This is a genomic window from Corallococcus praedator (genome assembly GCF_003612125.1).
Taxonomy (GTDB): Bacteria; Myxococcota; Myxococcia; order Myxococcales; family Myxococcaceae; genus Corallococcus; species Corallococcus praedator.
In genome coordinates this window covers 16,985-35,857 of record NZ_RAWI01000026.1, presented here as the reverse complement: position 1 = coordinate 35,857, position 18,873 = coordinate 16,985, and the positions used below count along the sequence as shown (strand labels likewise).

At 69.2% G+C, this 18,873-nt stretch carries 11 protein-coding genes; 6 read left to right on the top strand and 5 right to left on the bottom strand.

The features are described 5' to 3' along the window. Positions 1–13 precede the first annotated feature (13 nt). On the top strand, positions 14–5,548 hold the full coding sequence (locus D7Y13_RS05615; protein WP_120583093.1) for a DNA repair ATPase: 5,535 nt from the start codon (positions 14–16) through the stop codon (positions 5,546–5,548). Positions 5,549–5,608: 60 nt separating this feature from the next. On the opposite strand, the gene D7Y13_RS05610 is transcribed toward D7Y13_RS05615, so the two are convergent. Then, on the bottom strand, positions 5,609–8,410 hold the full coding sequence (locus tag D7Y13_RS05610) for a hybrid sensor histidine kinase/response regulator (RefSeq protein ID WP_120583092.1): 2,802 nt from the start codon (positions 8,408–8,410) through the stop codon (positions 5,609–5,611). Positions 8,411–8,479: 69 nt separating this feature from the next. On the opposite strand from D7Y13_RS05610, the gene D7Y13_RS05605 reads away from it, so the two are divergent. The 3 genes from D7Y13_RS05605 to D7Y13_RS05595 all read left to right on the top strand — a co-directional run bounded on the left by D7Y13_RS05605 (position 8,480) and on the right by D7Y13_RS05595 (position 11,798). Beyond that, positions 8,480–9,931, top strand: a complete 1,452-nt coding sequence (locus D7Y13_RS05605) for a sigma-54-dependent transcriptional regulator (RefSeq protein WP_120530990.1) — start codon at positions 8,480–8,482, stop codon at positions 9,929–9,931. A 139-nt stretch (positions 9,932–10,070) separates the two neighbouring features. Beyond that, complete coding sequence (locus D7Y13_RS05600; RefSeq protein WP_120583091.1) at positions 10,071–10,892, top strand: alpha/beta fold hydrolase; 822 nt, start codon at positions 10,071–10,073, stop codon at positions 10,890–10,892. Between the two features lie 45 nt (positions 10,893–10,937). Beyond that, positions 10,938–11,798 carry an alpha/beta hydrolase gene (locus tag D7Y13_RS05595; RefSeq protein WP_120530988.1) on the top strand — a complete coding sequence of 287 codons (861 nt, stop codon included), beginning with the start codon at positions 10,938–10,940 and terminating at the stop codon, positions 11,796–11,798. A gap of 30 nt (positions 11,799–11,828) precedes the next feature. On the opposite strand, the gene D7Y13_RS05590 is transcribed toward D7Y13_RS05595, so the two are convergent. Beyond that, positions 11,829–12,524, bottom strand: coding sequence for an expansin EXLX1 family cellulose-binding protein (locus D7Y13_RS05590; protein WP_120530987.1), 696 nt, complete (start codon positions 12,522–12,524; stop codon positions 11,829–11,831). A 117-nt stretch (positions 12,525–12,641) separates the two neighbouring features. On the opposite strand from D7Y13_RS05590, the gene D7Y13_RS05585 reads away from it, so the two are divergent. Beyond that, complete coding sequence (locus D7Y13_RS05585; RefSeq protein WP_120583090.1) at positions 12,642–13,244, top strand: hypothetical protein; 603 nt, start codon at positions 12,642–12,644, stop codon at positions 13,242–13,244. A gap of 91 nt (positions 13,245–13,335) precedes the next feature. On the opposite strand, the gene D7Y13_RS05580 is transcribed toward D7Y13_RS05585, so the two are convergent. Further along, positions 13,336–15,156: a vWA domain-containing protein gene (locus D7Y13_RS05580; protein ID WP_120583089.1), complete on the bottom strand. Its 1,821-nt coding sequence runs from the start codon at positions 15,154–15,156 to the stop codon at positions 13,336–13,338. A gap of 140 nt (positions 15,157–15,296) precedes the next feature. Here D7Y13_RS05580 and D7Y13_RS05575 point away from each other — a divergent pair, with 140 nt between their 5' ends. After that, positions 15,297–15,785 carry a VOC family protein gene (locus D7Y13_RS05575; protein WP_120530984.1) on the top strand — a complete coding sequence of 163 codons (489 nt, stop codon included), beginning with the start codon at positions 15,297–15,299 and terminating at the stop codon, positions 15,783–15,785. Here the strand turns inward: D7Y13_RS05575 and D7Y13_RS05570 are convergent. Together D7Y13_RS05570 and D7Y13_RS05565 are read right to left on the bottom strand one after the other, a co-directional pair. After that, on the bottom strand, positions 15,745–16,866 hold the full coding sequence (locus D7Y13_RS05570) for a heparan-alpha-glucosaminide N-acetyltransferase domain-containing protein (protein WP_120583088.1): 1,122 nt from the start codon (positions 16,864–16,866) through the stop codon (positions 15,745–15,747). The two genes, D7Y13_RS05575 and D7Y13_RS05570, sit on opposite strands and share 41 nt — an antisense overlap. A 68-nt stretch (positions 16,867–16,934) precedes the next feature. After that, on the bottom strand, positions 16,935–18,833 hold the full coding sequence (locus tag D7Y13_RS05565; RefSeq protein ID WP_244222322.1) for a hypothetical protein: 1,899 nt from the start codon (positions 18,831–18,833) through the stop codon (positions 16,935–16,937). Positions 18,834–18,873 lie beyond the last annotated feature (40 nt).

Below are 18,873 nucleotides of genomic sequence, written 5' to 3'. Positions count from 1 at the left end.
TCGGTGAACATCCATGGCAACTGACAGCGGCAAGACCCCGGGCACCCCTGTGCCCGGGGGCGAGGCGACGCTGGAGGGCGGCAGCTACGAGGTCATCCGTGCGCGCCTCCACTCCCAGGCGGACGCACTGGCGACCCAGGCGAACGACCTCAACGCCCGGCGCAAGGCGCTCTTCGGTGGCACGGAACTCACCGTCATCGGCAACGAGCGGGTGCGCACGGAGAACAACTGCGTCCCGCGCGACATCGTCAGCGTCGGGAAGTACCTCCTCTTCGGCTACAACGTCTTCATCGGCCTGAAGAAGGAGACGGTCGTCTCGGACGTCTTCTCGCTGCACCGCTTCGAGAAGACGGCCGAGGGCTTCGACCTGTCCGCCGTGCCCTCCACGGAGGCCGGCGGCTTCCTCGCGGACCCCCGGTTCGTGAAGGACTTCGGCGAGCTGTACAAGTACTACAAGGACGCGAAGCTGTTGCAGCTGCGCCGGCGGGACTCGCGCCTGCTGGCCGTGTTCCAGACGGGCCAGTCCGCGCGCGACCTCAAGGTCTTCCGCTTCAACGTGGACGTGGAGGGCCGCGCCACCTACGTCGACAACCAGGGCGAGCGCGACCACGTCTTCCCGCCGTCGCACGACTTCGAGTGGACGGTGGCCACGCGCGAGCAGTACGTGCTGGGCCAGCACCCGCACGTCAACGTGCTGGATCAGGTCTTCGTGGAGACGGTGAAGGGCGACCTCACCATCAAGGTCGAGGACAACACCACCACCGGCCTGGGCATCTACAGCGAGCCGGTGGACGACCCGGATCAATCGCTGGATGACGCGGAGTTCGCCTGGACACAGGTGGGCGGCCTCATCCTGCTGCGCGTGCTCCCGTTCCGGGAGAAGGCGCACCGCTACCTCGTCTTCAACGCGCGCACCCAGCACGTGGTGCGCATCGACGCCATCGGGCAGTCCTGCGTGCGGCTGCCGGAGGACCAGGGCATCGTCTTCCCGGGCGGCTACTACCTCCAGACGGGCGACTACAAGGTCTTCGACGGCGCGTCGGAGCAGATGGAGTTCCACCACGCGGTGCGCTCGCCCAACGGGGAGGACGTGCTCTACGTCTTCCACCGCCGGGACGAGGGCAGCTACGTGCTGTTCCCGTACAACCTAGTGCGCAAGGAGGTGCAGACGCCCCTTGTCTCCAACGGCATGAGCCTCTTCGCGGACGGTGGGCTGGTGGTGTTCCGCGCCACGTCGCAGGAGCCCACGCGCGTGCACCCCATGCAGGTGTGGCAGACGCCGTTCGTCTCCGACGAGCACGCGGCGCAGCTGCCCCCCGCGCCGGGCTACCTGGGCAAGGTGGGCAACGCGGAGCTGGTGCGCGGCATCAGCGACGCCCTGACGCTGCCGCGCGTGGCGAAGACGGACAAGCCCACCCGCCGCACGTACGAGGACCTGGTGTCCGCGGCCACGCGGGCGCTGGACGCGTACTACTGGCTGAACCACGCGGAGGTCGGGCTCCAGGAGCCCATTGAACTCTTGCGGCGCACCTCCGAGCTCATCATCGATGAGTTCGAGAAGGTCCTCGCGATGCGCAAGCGCGCGGAGGAGTCGCTCGCGCAGGCGGTGACGGCGCAGGACACGCTCCTGCTCCAGTCCCAGCCGGAGGGGCTCACCGACGCGGAGGGCTTCATGCGGGCGCTGGCGGACCTGCGCCGGCACCGCGGGCACCTCATCACCCTGAAGGACATCCGCTACATGGACCTGGGGCGCGTGGACGCCCTGGAGCAGGCGGTGGTGGCCGCGTCCGACGCCGTGAGCACCGCGTGCGTGGACTTCCTCCAGAAGGGCGAAGCGCTCCAACCGCTGGCCACCCGGCTGGACGGCCTGCTGGAGCGGCTGGAGCCCGTCACCACGACGGCGGAGCTGGCGCCGCTGGTGGAGGACGTGGAGCGCACCGGCCAGGGCCTGGAGGTGCTGGGCGAGGTGGTGGGTGGACTCCAGGTGGGCGACCCGCTGGCGCGCGCCCGCATCCTGGAGGGCATCTCCGAATTGTTCAGCCGCCTGAACCGCGTGCGCGCGGGGCTCCAGGCGCGGCGCAAGGAGCTGAGCAGCCGGGAGAAGCGCGCGGAGTTCGGCGCGCAGTTCAAGCTGCTGGGTCAGAGCATCGAGAACGCGCTGTCCCAGGCGGATGCTCCGGAGAAGTGCGACGAGGCGCTGTCGCGGCTCACCGTGATGCTGGAGGAACTGGAGGGCCGCTTCGGCGAGTTCGACGAGTTCCTGGGGCAGATCACCCAGAAGCGCGAGGAGCTGCTGGAGGCCTTCGGCGCGCGCAAGCAGTCGCTGGTGGACGAGCGCCAGCGCCGCGCGTCCGGCCTCTTCAGCGCCGCGGAGCGCATCCTCCAGGGCGTGCAGCGGCGGGCGAAGGCGTTCAAGGCGGACGACGAACTCAACGCCTACTTCGCGTCCGACGCGATGATCCTCAAGCTGCGGCAGCTGGCCGAGCAGCTCCTGGCGCTGCAGGACAGCGTGCGCTCGGACGAGGTGATGTCGCGGGTGAAGTCCGCCAAGCAGGACGCCCTGCGCGCCCTGCGCGACCGGCAGGACCTGTTCGAGGGCGGCGAGGGCCTCATCAAGCTGGGGCCCTACCGCTTCCACGTCAACACGCAGCCCCTGGACCTGACGCTGGTGCCGCGCGACGGCGCGCTGTACCTGCAGCTCACCGGCTCCGACTACACGCAGAAGCTGGAGGACCCGGAGCTGCTCAAGTACCGGGAGCTGTGGGAGCAGCACCTCGTCTCCGAGACGCGCGATGTCTACCGCTCGGAGTACCTGGCCGCGGCGCTGCTGCTGGACGCGGAAGAGGGCAAGGGCGGCCTGACGCTCGCGGCGCTGTACGAGGCCGGCGCGCAGGGACAGCTGCTGGAGCGGGTGCGGGCATACTCGGCGGACCGCTTCGACGAGGGCTACGAGCGCGGCGTGCACGACGCGGACGCGGTGTCGCTCCTGGAGAAGCTGCTCGCGCTGCATCAGGGCGCGGGCCTGCTGCGCTTCGCCCCGGTGCCTCGCGCATGGGCCGCGCTCTACTGGGCGTTCGACACGGACGACACGCTCCGGGGTGTGTTCCACCGGCGCGCGCAGAGCCTCGCGCGGCTTCGCCAGGCGTTCGACACGTCGTCGGACCTGGTGGCCCTGGGCGATGAGCTGGGCGAACAGGTGCTCGCGTTCCTCAAGGGCCATGGGCTCGCGGCGTCGCCCGCGGAAGGACGGCAGGCGGGCCGCTACCTCGTGGAGGAGCTGGCGGTGGCGAACCCCCGCTTCACCACCAGCCGCGAGGCCCTGGCGGTGAAGGACGCCTTCCTCGCGCACCTGGACCGGCACGGCTCGCGCACCGCGTTCGACGAGGACCTGCGCGGCCTGGAGAAGAACCTGCCGGAGCGCCTGCGCATCGCGCGGGCCTGGGTGGACGCGTTCCTCGCGAAGCGCGAGGGGGGCGCGGGCGACGCGGCCTACGTGTCGCTGGAGACGGCGGTGGTGCTCATCACCGAGCGCAAGCTGGACCGCGAGACGGCGGGCGCCATCACGTCCTCGGAGGCCACGGGCCTCTTGGGCAGCCACCCGCGCGTGCAGGACCGCAAGCTGCCGCTGCGCCTGGATGAGTTCCTGTCCCGGCTGGGCGAGTTCCGTCAGGTGCGCGTGCCCGCGTACATGGCCTACCGCGCGTACCTGCGCGACCTGCTGGACAAGGAGCGGCGCAAGCTGCGGCTGGAGGAGCTGACGCCCAAGGTGCTCACGAGCTTCGTGCGCAACCGGCTCATCGACGAGGTGTACCTGCCGCTCATCGGCGCCAACCTGGCCAAGCAGCTGGGCGCGGCGGGCGAGGGCAAGCGCACGGACCGCATGGGCATGCTGCTGCTCATGTCGCCGCCCGGCTACGGCAAGACGACGCTGATGGAGTACGTGGCCAGCCGCCTGGGCCTCACCTTCGTGAAGGTGAACGGACCGGCGCTGGGCCACTCCGTGAAGTCGTTGGATCCGTCGGAGGCGCCCAACGCCACCGCGCGGCAGGAGGTGGAGCGCATCAACCTGTCCTTCGAGATGGGCAACAACGTGATGCTCTACCTCGACGACATCCAGCACACGGATCCGGAGCTGCTCCAGAAGTTCATCTCCCTGTGCGACGGCCAGCGCCGCGTGGAGGGTGTCTGGAATGGCCAGACGCGCACGTACGATTTGCGCGGCAAGAAGTTCTGCGTGGTGATGGCCGGCAACCCGTACACGGAGACGGGTGAGCGCTTCCGCATCCCGGACATGCTCGCCAACCGCGCGGACACGTACAACCTGGGCGACATCCTGGATGGCAAGGAAGAGCTGTTCGCGCTCAGCTACCTGGAGAACGCGCTCACCTCCAACCCGGTGCTGGCGCCGCTGGCCACGCGCGACCCGCAGGACGTGCACCGCCTCATCCGGATGGCGAAGGGGGAGGATGTCCCTTCCGGCGAGCTGAAGCACGGCTACGCGGCGGCGGAGCTCCAGGAGATTGTCGCCGTCTTCCAGCGGCTGTTCCGCGTGCAGCAGGTGCTGCTCAAGGTGAACCTCCAGTACATCGCCTCCGCCGCGCAGGACGAGCGCTTCCGCACGGAGCCGCCGTTCAAGTTGCAGGGCAGCTACCGCAACATGGGCAAGATGGCGGAGAAGGTCGTCTCCGCGATGACGGACGACGAGCTGGAGCGCCGCATCGACGACCACTACCAGGGCGAATCCCAGACGCTCACCACCGCCGCGGAGCAGAACCTGCTCAAGCTGGCGGAGATGCGCGGACGCCTGACGCCGGAGAAGGCGAAGCGCTGGGAGGAGATCAAGCAGGGCTTCGCCCGCGTGAAGCGCATGGGGGGCAAGGAGGACGACCCCGTGGCGCGCGTCACCGGTCAGCTGGGCGCCATCGAGGAGCAGCTGGGCGCGGTGCGCGACGCCGTGGTCCAGGCCGCCGCGCAGGCGGGCAGTGCCCCCGACGTGGACCCCCTGGTGGAGGTGGCCCCGCACCTGGAGGCCCTGCGCGAGGCCGTCCTGGAGGTCGCCCGCGTGGGTCGCGAGACGGCCGCGAAGCCGCCGCCGGTGGCCCCGGCCCCGGTGGTCGTCCCGTCCGCTCCGGCGACGGACCTGGCCCCGTACCTCAAGCACCTGGCCCAGCTGCTCAAGGCCCTGACGGAGCGCGTGGCGACCGCGTCCGAGGCGCCCACCCTGCGCAATGTGCCGCTGGCCGCGCCGGCCCCCGACTTCGGGCCGTACCTGGCGCAGCTCTCCCACGCCATCACCGCCCTGGCGGACCGGCCGGTGTCCGTGTCCATGCCGGCGCAGTCCCCGGCCGAGTCGCTCCAGCGCGCGGCGAGCGGTCCGTCTCCGGCGGAGCTGAGCCGGCAGATTGAGCTGGTGGAAGGGGCGCTCCTGCCGCTGGAGCGCGCTGCCCGCCGCAACGTGCAGGGCGAAGGGGAGGGCATCAAGGCCCTCCAGGTGTGGCAGGGCATCACCGAAGCGCTGGAGCTGCTGCGCGGCATGCTGCGGCGTTAGCGCGGGCCCCGTGCGCCGTGGGGACACCGCCCCCATGGCGTACGACGGTCGGGGCCCGGCTCATTCGCCGCGAAGCTCGTTGACGGTCAGCCCCCGCACGGCGATCAACAGGTCCCCCGAGAGTGCCTGGAGCCGCGCGGCCAGCGGCGCGGCCTCCTGGGGAAGCCCCTCCTCCGCGCGGTCCTCGATCTGGGAGGCGAGGTCACCCGCGAGGCTGGAAAAGGTCGCCAGCACTCCGGAGAGCTTGTGCGCGCACTGACGCAGCCGATGCGCGTCACCGTGGCGGATCGCCTCGTCGAGCGAGGCGAGGTCGACGGGCAGGCGCGCGATGAGCGCATCGCAGAGCTTCGTGAGCAGCGGAGCGTCTTCCCCGCACGCCGACAGCAGGACCGGCGCATCCAGGAGCTGGCGGAGCGCTCGACGGCGGTCCAAGCGCTCGAGCACCGCCCAGAGGTCGTTGGCGATGATGGGCTTGGTCAGGAAGTCGTCCATGCCCGCGGCCAGACAGCGCTCGCGATCCTGCCGGCGTGAGCGGGCCGTCACCGCCACCACCGGCAGGTGCGCGCCCGTCGACTGTTCGCGCTGACGGATGCTCCGGATGACCTCGAACCCGTCCAGCTCCGGCATGTGGAGATCCAGGAGCAGCAGGTCGTAGGCGTCCGCTTCGAGCCGCTTCAGCGCTTCGAAGCCGCTGGTGGCGGAGTGCACGTCGTGACCGCGCCGGGTCAGCAACTGACGGAGGAGCTGCGCACCGAAGTCGTCGTCCTCGGCGATGAGGATGCGCAAGGGGCGGGCGGGCGAAGCGGGGACTTCCGTGGCGCTCGAAGTCACCGGGGAAGGCGCGTCCACCACGGGCGCCGTGGGGGCGCTGCCCAGGACGTGGTGCAGGGTCTCCAGCAGCTCGTCCTGGGGCACGGGCTTGAGCAGGTGCGCTTCAATCTTCAGCTCGCGCATCCGGCCGGCCTCTCCAGGTCGATCCGCGGAGGTGAGCAGCACGATGCGACTGCCGGCCAGCTCGGAGCGCTCGCGAATCTTCGCCGCGAGGCTCAATCCGTCGATGTCCGGCATCCTGAAGTCCAGCAGCGCCAGCGCGTACGGTCGCCCCGTCGCCACGCCGTGCCAGAGTGCATCCATCGCCGCGATGCCGTCACCGACCCCGGTGGGCTCCATCCGCCAGGCGCGCAGCCACTCCTCGACGATGCGCCGGTTCACCGCGTTGTCGTCCACCACGAGCACCCGCAGGCCTCGCAGCAGCGGCAGCGGTCGGGGCAGGGGAGGGTCCGTCGGCGCCGAATGCCGTCCGAAGCGCGCGGTGAACGTGAAGGTGCTTCCGCGGCCTGGTTCGCTCTCCACCCCGATGTCGCCCTCCATCAGTCCAATCAACCGCGCGGCGATGGTGAGGCCCAGGCCGGTCCCGCCGTACTTCCTGCTGGTGGAGGCGTCTTCCTGCTCGAAGGCGCGGAAGATGGCGGTCTGCTTGTCGGTGGAGATGCCGATGCCGGTGTCGCGCACGGAGAACCGCAGCGCGACCTGCTCGGCGGATTCGCTCGCGACCTCCACCTGCATCACCACCTCCCCCTGGGCGGTGAACTTGATGGCATTGCCCACGAGGTTGATGACGATCTGCCGCAGACGCCCCGCATCACCGACCAGCGCGTCGGGGACGTCCGCGTGCACGTTGCAGACGAGTTCGATCCCCTTGCGATGCGCGCGGACGGCGAGCGCTCGCAGCGTGTCACCGATGGCGGAGCGCAGGCCGAAGTCCGCCGCATCCAGGGCCAGCTTGCCGGCTTCGATCTTCGAGAAGTCGAGCAGGTCGTTGATGATCCCCAGCAGGTTGCCCGTGGCCGACTTCACGGTCTTGAGCGACTGACGCTGGGCCTGGGTGAGGTGGGTGTCCAGGACCAGCTCCGTCATCCCGAGGATGGCATTCATCGGGGTGCGGATCTCATGGCTGACGTTCGCGAGAAACTCGTCCTTGGCGCGGTTGGCGTGCTCGGCCAGCGCGCGCGCCTGCCGCAGCTCTTCCTCGAGCTGCTTTCGCCGCGACACATCGTGCACGATGCTCACGATGTATGAGTCGGCTCCGTCGTCGGTGGGCACTCGTGAGGACGTGACGCTGATCCAGATCGTCCTGCCGTCCTTGCGAATGAACCGGTGCTCGATGCTGTAGGTCGCGATCTCATTCCGGCTCAGCGACAGGAAATGGCCGAGCGCGTGCTCGAGGTCCTCGGGGTGCGCGAGCTGGGTGGGTTCGAGGGCCAGGAGCTCTTTGACGGAGTACCCGGTGATCTCGCAGTAGGCGCGATTGAAGTGCCTCAACCCATGTCGCGGATCCACGTGGACCAGGCCGGCGGGAGCGTGATCGAACGTTGCGCGGTAGCGCTCCTGGCTGCGCGCGAGCGCGGTCTCGGCCTCCTTGCGATCCGTGATGTCGATGCTGACGCCCAGGAAGTGATGCGCACGCCCCTGGGCGTCGCGCAGCGCCGTGCCCCGACTGAGGATCCACCGGTACGTGCCGTCGTGCTGCCGGACGCGGACCTCGACCTCGAACCCCGGCGTTTCACCCTTCAGGTACGCCGCGGTGACCCGCTTCACCCGCTCCACGTCGTCGGGGTGCCAGAGCGCCAGGCGGTCCGCCATCGTTCGCGGGCCCTCGGCCGGGTAGCCGAGCGGTTCCCAGACGTTCACCGCCGACAGGCGGCCGTTCTCGATGTTCTCGTCCGTCAGTTGGGTTTCCCAGACGCCGATGGTCGACCCCTGGAGCGCGAACCGGAGCCGTTCGCTCAGCCCGTCGCTGACGCCGAGGAGGTGTTGCGCGGAGCGAAGATCGTCCTCGACGGACAGGTTTTTTGGAGGCATGGGAGGGTGCTCGCGATGATGCCCGACATCGAGCAGGCTGCGTAGTCGCACACCCCGTGGGTGCACCGCATGGCGGATGTTCTTCTCATCGACGACGACGCGGCGGTCATTCCCGCCCAGGTCCGACAGTTGTTCCCCGCGCCCGCCCACCGGGTGCGCTGGGCGAGCACGGGTCGGGATGGCCTTGCGAGCGTGCGCCGCGAAGCGCCCGACGTCATCCTGCTCGACCTGATGTTGCCGGATCAGTCAGGGTTGGAGGTGTATCAGCAGATCCGCGCCCTCGACGCCCGCATTCCCGTCGTCTTCATCACCATGGCCAAGACGGCGGACACCGCCATCGAGGCGATGAAGCATGGCGCCTTCAACTACCTCCACAAGCCCCTCGACCTCGTGCAGTTGGGGCAGACGGTTCGCGAGGCCTGTGAAGTCGCCCGGCGCATGCGCTCCCCGGTGCTGCTCAACGAGGAGCCTCCCGACGAGCGCGCGGAGGGCTCCCTGATCGGCGGTTGTCCGGCGATGCTGGAGGTCTACAAATCCATTGGCCGGGTGGCCGCTCAGGACGTGACGGTGCTGCTCACCGGCGAGAGCGGCACTGGCAAGGAACTGGTCGCGCGGGCGCTCTACCAGCACAGTGCCCGCTCGAAGGCGCCCTTCCTCGCGCTGAACTGCGCGGCCATCCCCGAACATCTGCTCGAAAGCGAGCTGTTCGGTCACGAGAAGGGCGCCTTCACCGGCGCGGACCGTCGGCGCATTGGCAAGTTCGAGCAGTGCAACGGGGGGACGTTGCTGCTCGACGAGGTGGGCGACATGCCGCTCGCGTTGCAGGCCAAGATCCTGCGGGTCCTGCAGGAGCGCACCTTCGAGCGCGTGGGCGGCAACGAGACGATCCACACCGACGTGCGGGTGATCGCCTCGACGCATCGGGACCTCGCGCGGCTGTCCGCCCAGGAGCGGTTCCGGGCGGACCTCTTCTACCGGCTCGGCGTGTTCTCCATCCACCTGCCGCCCCTGCGCGAGCGGGGCGACGATGTGGCCACCCTGGCCCGGCACTACGTCCGCCGCTTCGGCGCGGAGCTGGGCCGCGACATCCGGGAGATCGCACCGGAGACCCTGGAACGTCTGGCCGCCCATCCCTGGAAGGGGAACGTGCGGGAGCTGCAGAGCGTGCTCAAGCAGGCCCTGCTCAAGGCGAGCGGCACGGTGCTGCTGCCCTTGTTCCTGCCCTCGCTGCTGAACCCGGTCAGGCCTCCTGGTGCGGGCGTCGCGCAGCCGGCGCTCGAGGACTTCATCCAACAGCGGCTGGCGCTGAAGACCACCCAGCTCTACGCCGAAGCCCACGACGAACTCGACCGGTTCCTGCTCACCGCCGTGCTCGAGTCCTCCCAGGGCAACCAGAGCCAGGCCGCGCGGACGCTCGGCGTCTCACGCCAGACCTTGCGGCTGAAGCTTCGAGCCCTGTTTCCGAACGGCACGGAGCCCTCGGGCGAGGACGGCTCCGACCCGGACCTGGCTTCGAACTGAGCAGTTGGATGGAATGAAGCCAGCGGTGCGTGGGGGCGCCGCGCCCAAGTGCCTGGAATCGCGTCGCGGGTCGTGTGGCATGTCCACTGCAAAGTGGCTCCGAGGACAAGCCTCACCCCCCTCCAGGAGCGACCCGCCGATGAGCACGATCACCACCCAGGACAAGACGACCCTCTTCTACAAGGACTGGGGTCAGGGGCAGCCGGTGGTCTTCAGCCACGGCTGGCCCCTCAATGCCGACGCGTGGGACGAGCAGCTGAACTTCTTCGCGTCGAAGGGCTTCCGTGCCATCGCCCATGATCGCCGCGGCCATGGTCGCTCCAGCCAGCCCTGGCAGGGCAACAACATGGACACCTACGCGGACGATCTCGCGGAGCTGCTCAACCAGCTCGACCTCAAGAACGCCGTGCTCGTCGGACACTCCACCGGCGGTGGCGAGGTCACGCGCTACATCGGCCGCCATGGCACCCGCCGCGTCGCGAAGGCCGCGCTCATCGGTGCCGTGCCTCCGCTGATGCTCAAGACGGAGCGCAACCCCGGCGGCCTTCCGCTGGAGGTGTTCGACGGCATCCGCAAGGGCGTCGCCTACGATCGCTCGCAGTTCTACAAGGACCTCAGCGCGCCGTTCTACGGAGCCAATCGCCCCGGCTCCAAGGTCAGCGAGGGCCTGCGCAACCAGTTCTGGCTGCAGAGCATGCAGGTCGGCCTGAAGGCCGCGCTCGACTGCATCCAGCAGTTCTCGGAGACGGACTTCACCGAGGACCTGAAGAAGTTCGACGTGCCCACGCTCATCCTGCACGGCGATGACGATCAGATCGTCCCCATGGGCGCGGCGGCGCAGCTCAGCAGCAAGCTGGTGAAGAACGCCACGCTCAAGGTGTACCCGGGCGGCTCGCACGGCCTGATGGCCACCCAGCTCGATCAGTTCAACGCGGACCTGCTGGCGTTCATCCAGGGTTGATCCGCCTCACGTCGCGAACACCTCCTCTCACCTGAAAGCTCACGCATGATTGAAGAAACGTTCGAAGGTTCAGGCGGCATCCAGCTCTTCGCCCGGTCGTGGAAGTCAGAGGGTCCGCCGCGCGCCGTGGTGATCCTGCAACACGGCTTCAAGGCCCACAGCGGGCTCTACGACGGGCCGGCGCGGCAGCTCGCGGCGCGGGGCCTGGCGGTGCACGCCATGGACCTGCGGGGGCACGGTCGCTCCGACGGAGAGCGCTACTACGTGGACCTGTTCGCGGACTACGTGGCGGACCTCAAGATCTTCATTGAGCGGGCGCGGGCGAAGAACCCGGGGCTGCCGGTGTTCCTGCTCGGGCACAGCGCGGGCGGCGTGGTCGCGTGCACCTACGCCATCGAGAACCAGAAGGAGCTTACGGGCTTGATCTGCGAGAGCTTCGCCCACGAGGTGCCGGCACCGGACTTCGCGCTCACGATCCTCAAGGGCTTGAGCCACATCGCGCCGCATGCGCACGTGCTGAACCTGAAGGATGCCGACTTCTCGCGCGACCCGGCGTTCGTGGCGCGGATGATGAACGACCCGCTGGTCCCGCACATCAACTACGCGGCGAACTCCGTGGCGGAGATGGTTCGCGCCGACGAGCGCCTGAAGCGGGAGTTCCCGCTCATCACGCTGCCGGTGTTCATCCTCCACGGCACGGAGGACCGCGTGACGAAGCCGAGCGGGAGCCAGCGCTTCCTTCGGGATGCGGGCTCGTCCGACAAGACGCTCAAGCTCTACGAGGGCTACTTCCACGATCTGCTGAACGACGAAGGCAAGGAGCAGGTCCTCGCCGACGTCGTTGAATGGATCGAGGCGCGAATCCCGGGCGCCAATGCCCAGCCCGCTTCCGCCAGCAGGGGGTAGGGGAAGCCGGACCGGGCGGGCGGAGCATGCCTACTTCGGGGGCGCGAACTGCTCCGCCCCGTCCACCGACTTGTCGTCCAGCACCTCCTCCAGCGTGTCGGTGAGCTGCTGGCCGTCGCTGGCGGTGACGCGCAGCTGGAAGCTGCCTTCGCCCACGCCATCGTCGGTGACGAAGTAGTTGTAGCTCTCGCGCCGCAGGCTCTTCCAGTCACCGCCGCGCTTCCACTCCAGCTTCTTGATGGGCAGCCGGTGGTTGCGCACCTGGATGGCCGTCCACCAGGGATTGCTGCCTTCCTTGAAGTGGTACTTCACCGGGCCGGCGACGTCGCAGGACACCGGCGTCCAGGTGATGTCCACCCGGCCGTCCTTCATCTCCGCCACCTTCTCGAAGGCCTCGCGGCTCAGGTCCAGGTGGCCCTTCTCACAGTCGGGGCACTGGTCCACGATGCGCACGCGCAGGTTGCCCTTGGGGCCGACGATGTCCACGCACTGGCCGCAGACGGCGCTGTTGTCGTACTGGTCGGCGTTCATCGCCGCCACCATCAGGTCGCCGCCCTTGTCGTAACTGCAATTGCCGCTGCCGTTGGCGTCGTAGTAGGTCGCGATTCCCTTCTGCTCCTCGCCCAGCGTCACGCCGCCCCCGGAGGCGGAGTCGCCACACGCTCCACAGGCGAAAGAGGCCACGGCCACCAGCAGCGAAGGGTTCCAGAAGGAGGGTCGGTTCATACCGACAGCATACACGCGCTGCCCTGCGTCAAGGACAGACATCCTCTCGCCCCTGGCGACGGTGATTGTGTTTGCTAGGATGCAAACCCTTCCCCGAAGTCGAGAGGTGTTTTGTCAATGAACAAGTTCACGCGCGCGGTGTGTCTGGGTTCGGCTCTTGTGGTGTCCGCCTGTGGCGGGCCGGAGCCGGTGGAGGAGGCGTCGCTGGCACAGCAGGAGGCGGCCTTCGCGGTTCCCGCGACCGCGACGGCGCATGGCTGCAACTTCACGCTCTACGCGCTGGATCGGCCGAACGTGCTGCCCCCCACGTACGACATCAAGCTCAACCGCTTTGGCAGCACCTGTCCCTACGGGGACCTGACGGTGGTGCTGGGCACCTCCTATTCCACGGAGCCCAAGCTGTCGATGCAGGGCAATGCCCTGGGGGTGGCGCTCTCGTACTCGGTGCAGAGCTCCTACAGCGGCTCCGCGGCGCGGTACCTGGTGTTCAGCCACGTGGATCCGGCCACGCTCGCCGTGGTGCGCAACGCGGACATCCGGGGTGACTATCCCTACGGCCAGGTCAACTCGGGCAACGTCTGGATCGAGTCGAACGGCACGACCGTCACCGTGAACGGTGTGATGTCGGGAACCATCCAGGGCCGTCCGGGCACCCGCTACACGGCGACGTTCCCGGACTTCTTCACCAGCACCACGGCGCCCAGCTACTACATCCGCTGAAGCCTTGAAAAAGACCCCGCCCGCCACCGGAACATTCCGGTGACGGGCGGGGACCCCCTTGCTGCATGACCCTGGGTGTCTCCCCCGGGGATTACCGGCCGCGGGCGGACGCGCTGGTGAGCGCGCGGGCCTGGCCAATCAGCTTCACGAACTCGGTGCGCTCCGTGTCGCTGCCCACGGCGCCCTCCGCCAGCTTCTGCGCGGTGGCCAGGCTCCAGCCCTCGGCGGCGGGCGCGGCGCGGAGGATGTCCGCGGTGGCGGCGACGGCGGCGGCGAAGCGGAAGTCGGACGACGCGGCCTCCATGGAGGCCTTCATGTTGGCGTTCGTGAGCGGGAAGGCCTGCTCCTTGGCCTCCGTGCCGTTGGGCGCCTTGGCGCGGATGCGCACCGTGGCCAGCTCCTGCGACTCGCCCGTCAGCTCCACCTCGTACAGCGCCGTCACGGTGTGGCCCGCGCCAATCTCACCGGCGTCCACCTTGTCGTCGCGGAAGTCCTTGTCCGCGATGTCGCGGTTCTCGTAGCCCATCAGGCGGTAGCGGTTGACGGCCTTCGGGTTGAACTCCACCTGGAACTTCACGTCCTTGGCGATGACCTCCAGCGTGCCGGTGAGCTGCGTCTCGAACACCTTGCGCGCCTCCTTCATGCTGTCCACGTAGAAGCTGTTGCCGTTGCCCTTGTCGGCCAGCTGCTCCATCAGCGAGTCGTGGTAGTTGCCCATGCCGAAGCCCACCGTGGTGAGGGTGACGCCCTCGGACACGTACCGCTGCACGCTGGCCAGCATGTCCTTGGCGCTCAGGTTGGGGCCGATGTTGGCGTCACCGTCGGTGAGCACCACCACGCGGGACACCACGCTGCCGGACGCCTTCTTCACCGCGTGCTTGTAGGCCGTCTCCATGCCGGAGCCCATCGCGGTGCCGCCGCCCGCGGCCAGGGTGTCCAGCGCCGCGTGGATCTTCTTCACGTCCGTGGCGGGCGTGGGCGGCAGCACGTCCTTCGTGGAGCCCGCGTAGGTGACGAGCGCGACGGTGTCGTTCTCGTTGAGGTTCTTCACCGCGATCTTGATGGACTCCAGCGCCAGCGGCAGCTTGTCCGACGACGCCATGGAGCCGCTGGTGTCCACCAGGAACACCAGGTGCGCGGGCTTGCGCTGCGAACGGGAGACGACCTTGCCCTGCACGCCCACGCGCACGAAGTGGCGCCGCGCGTTGAACGGCGAGGGCGCGCCCTCCAGGTGCACCGTGAAGGCGCCTTCCTCCGGCGGCGTGTAGCGGTACTTGAAGTAGTTGACGAACTCCTCCACGCGCACCGCGTGGGTGGGAGGCAGCTGCCCGTTCTGCAGGTAGCGCCGCGCCATGGAGTAGGAGGCCGTGTCCACGTCCGCCGCGAAGGTGGACAGCGCGTCCTTCGTCGTCTCGGTGAAGGCGTTGGGCTTGTAGGCCTCGAAGGTGTTGCCGGCCTCCGTCAGGGACTTGTCCTCGGCCTGCATCTCCTTCTTGGACTTCTCCGCCATGGGGGCGGGTGCTACCGCCATCGCTCCACCGCCCCCGGGCCCAACACCCATGCTGCCCAGCGCCACCCCGGACGCCATTGGCTTGGCGGGCATCGCCTTGCCCATCGCCTGCTGCTGGGCCGGCGTCGCGCGGCGCTGGGGTGCCGGCGCGGCGCTCTCAGGGGGCGGCGGAGCGGCGAGCGCCACGGCGCTGTTGGCGGATTCATCCTCCACGGGAGCGGGGGTCGTGGGGGCGGCGTCATCCCTGGGCGCGTAGTTGGCGCGGGACGGGCGCGCTTCGGCCTGGGTCAGCCCCTGCGTCTCCGGCGGGGCCCGCGACGTGGAGCACGCGGCGACGAGGCTCGCGGAGAGGAGGGCACCACTGAGGAAGGACACGCGGCGCTTGGAGAAGAAGGCGGACATTGGGGCTCCCGGACTGGAAGTAGCAGGCGTGCCCTTCAAAACGACCGACGTCCGGAATGGGTTTATCCGGTGAATTTTTCCCGGCCCCGGACGTGGCCCGCGCTTGCGTGGGGAAACCCCATTTGCGACGGTGCCCGCCCATGGAGACGACACGACCGTTCCGGATTCTGGGCATCCAGCAGATCGCCATCGGGGGGCTCGACAAGGGCGCCCTGCGCAGGCTGTGGGTGGACACCCTGGGCCTGCAGGCCCATGGCACCTACCGCAGCGAACGGGAGAACGTGGACGAGGACATCGTCGTGGCGGGCGCGGGCCCCTTCAAGGTGGAGGTGGACCTGATGCAGCCCGTCAATCCCGACGGCCGTCCGAAAGTGCACGACCCGGCACTCAACCACGTGGGGCTGTGGGTGGACGACCTGGCCACCGCCGTGAAGTGGCTGGAGGGGCAGGGCATGCGCTTCGCGCCCGGCGGCATCCGCAAGGGCGCGGCGGGCTTCGACGTGTGCTTCATCCACCCGAAGGGCAGTGATCAGTTCCCGCTGAGCGGCGAGGGCGTGCTCATCGAGCTGGTGCAGGCCCCACCTGACATCATCCGCGCCTTCGAGCAGGCCGCATCCACGGGCCACTGAGCGCGAGCTGGCGGACGCGCGCGAAGCCCTGCTTCAGCGCGCGCTCCGCTGGATCCACCGCGAGGCACAGCAGGTACGTGCACGCGATGAGCAGCGCGACCAGGCCCGCGTACTGGAGCCACCCGCTGCGGTCGCCCCAGACGCGTTGGAACGAGAAACCGAACGTCCGGTAGAACAGCAGCATCTCGTGGAAGAAGTACGCTGACAGCGACGCGGTCCCGAACACCTCCAGGAAGCGCCGGGCCCGCGAGGGCTTCGCGTCCGGCGCCATCCGGCCCTCCACCCATAGCAACCCGAGCAGCACCGCGCAGACCCACATGAAGCGGGTGGCGGAGTTGGACGGGTTGGTGACGTAGAAGCGGTGCGGGGGATAGAGGCTGCTGAGCAGGTGCGGCATCAGCGTCCCGGCGAGCCCCACCGCGATGAGGAAGAGCAGGGCCCGGGTGAGGCCCGCGCGGCCCCACGCGCCCGCGATGGTGCCGCAGAAGGCGCCCAGCCACGCGAAGCCGATCCACGGCAGCAGGGGGAAGGTGGCCCAGGAGGACTTGCGCAGGAACGACGCCCACGGCTCGCCCGCGTTGTCGGTGAAGGGCGCGAGCGCGAACGCGACCATCGCCAGCACGAACGCCATGGCCGCGAGCGCGCGAGGCCGCGAGGCCAGGAGCGCCGCCAGGGGCAGGGTCAGAATCAGGCACAGGCCCACGCAGTGGAGGATGTCCAGGCGCAACAGCCACACCGGTTCCTTCAGCACGGGGAACCACGCGGCGTTGACCAGCGCGGCGACGGCGAACACCTCCGCGATGCGGCGCAGGTTGCGGCGCACGCGGTCTCCCAGCACGCCGCTCGCGGCGCTGCGCACCATCAAGAGCGAGAGCGCGAAGCCGGCGGAGAAGATGAACGCGGGGGCCACCAGCCCGTCGATCTTCAACAGCCGGCCGGTCCACACGCTCTTGCGCAGCTCGGGGGTGAGCAGCGCGAGCGCATGGCACTGGATCATGAAGAGGACGGAGATTCCGCGCAGCCAGTCGATGGCGCGCACGCGCTCGCGGGAGGCGGGGGTCGGAAGGGGCAGGGTGCTCAAGGCGGCGCTACCCTACGTCGGTCCCGCGGGCGGTTGCACGCACCCGCGGGACCAGGGTCATCCGGGCGCTACCAGGTGACGGCGTCGACGTACGCCGTGCCCTTCCAGGTGCCGCTCGTCTGGAACTCCAGGCCCAGTTGGTACAGGGGCGTGGTGGACCCAGAGGGCAGCTTCACGGTGATGCTGTTCCAGGCGCCCGCCTTGAGGCTGCCCACGGCGTACCAGGTGCCCGTCCAGCGCCAGTTCGCGGCCGCGCCCTCCAGGGCGTAGGGCTGCACGCCGACGATCTTGCTGCCGGTGGGGAGCCAGAAGCGGAACGTCACCGTCCTGCCCGCCGGTACGGCCGCGTTCGCCACGGCCACGGTGCCCTTGCCGGACGTGCCGTTGAAGGGCACGGCCAGCGAACGGGTGCCCGCGGAGGCCTGCGTGGTGCTGGTGCTGACGGCCGACAGCGCCGCGCCAGCCGCGCTCCAGCCCTGCGTGTTGGACTCGAAGCCGTACTTCGAGGGGTCGGCCGGCGTGCCCGCGTCGGACGAACCGGTGCCACCGTCCGTCGTGCCACCGTCCGGCTTCGTGCCGCCATCCACGCCGCCGTCGGTGCCGCCATCCACACCGCCGTCCGGCTTCGTGCCGCCGTCGGTCGGAGGCGTGCCTGCGTCGATGGGAGGCGTGCCCGCATCGGTTGAACCGCCTCCCGGGGGCGGCAGGGTGGTGCCGGCCGCGGGGAGCGAGAGTCCACCGGCCTGGAGGAACGTGCCCGCGCGATTCTTGAGGTAGGGCTGCCCGTCGGTGGCGAGGTCGTTCTGGTAGGAACTCTGGCCGCCCGCGCCCGCGCCGTACATCAGGGCGACGACGCCCACGTTGGCGAACTTGCGCCGGTGCGCGTCACCACTCGCGCCGAAGAAGTACTCCGTGCGGTTGTCCTTGTAGCCCTGGCGCGCGCCGCCGCTGTTGTTGACGTTGAGGTGGTTGGAGTTGCCCACCGGAATCTGCCACAGCACCCAGCGCTTGCCGGTGGTCTGGTTGAAGAGCCGCAGCCACTCCGCGTAGCGGTTGTACGAGCGGGAGGTGATGGACGCCGTGTCGCTCATGTCCCAGGTGTGATCCGCGCCCTGCGTGAGCCGGTAGAAGTCCGCGTCGCGGTCCAGCGGATCCCCCACGAGCACGTCGTAGGTGGAGCCGGTGACGTTGGACGCGAGCCCCGCCGGGTTGATGAACGCGACGACCTTGTCCACCTCCGGCTGGAGCGGATCCGTGAGGGAATTGAACGCGATGTCCTTGCCGCTGGCCCACGCGGAGATGTGCAGCCCGAGCACGACGTTGTTCGCGCCCACCGACTTGCGAAGCTGGAGGAACGCCAGGCTCCAACCCGCCACGGTGTTGGGCAGGCCCGCCAGCTCCGGCATCCCGGAGGCGGCGATGGCCGCGTAGGTATTGGGGTTGGAGTTCGTCTGGAACTGGAGGAAGCCGACGGCGTCCGGTTCCACGTGCACGACGACGGGACCGCCGAAGGTCTTCGCGCGCTGGAGGAGCAGCTTCACGTCCTCGAAGTAGGCGCGCATGGTGCTGGCGTTCTTCAGCTTCGCCAGCGTCTCCTGCTCGCCGCCGCCCGGCTCACCGAAGAGTTGGTAGTAGGTGACGACGGGGACGAAGCCCTGCGCCTTCGTCTCGGTGAAGAAGCTGGCGGCCCAGGCGCCATCGTGGGCGCCATAGCCCCAGTTGTCCGCCCAGCCCTTGGTGAAGTAGCGGTAGCGCGCGTCCCAGGGGACGTCGCTGTCGCGCATCCAGCTCTGGCCGGCCTCCTCGAAGAGGCCCACCATCAGTCGGTTCTGGAAGGCGGAAGGCACGGGGCCCTGCACACCCGTGGCGGCCAGGGCCGGAAGCGCCCCGAGACACGTCAGCGTCAGCAGCGCCGCGAGGGCGCGTCGAATGGGGTTGGTCATGGAGGCGCTAGTACGCCCAGCCACCCCCATCACCTTCCTGCGCGGTCCACTTCGCTCCCCCGGT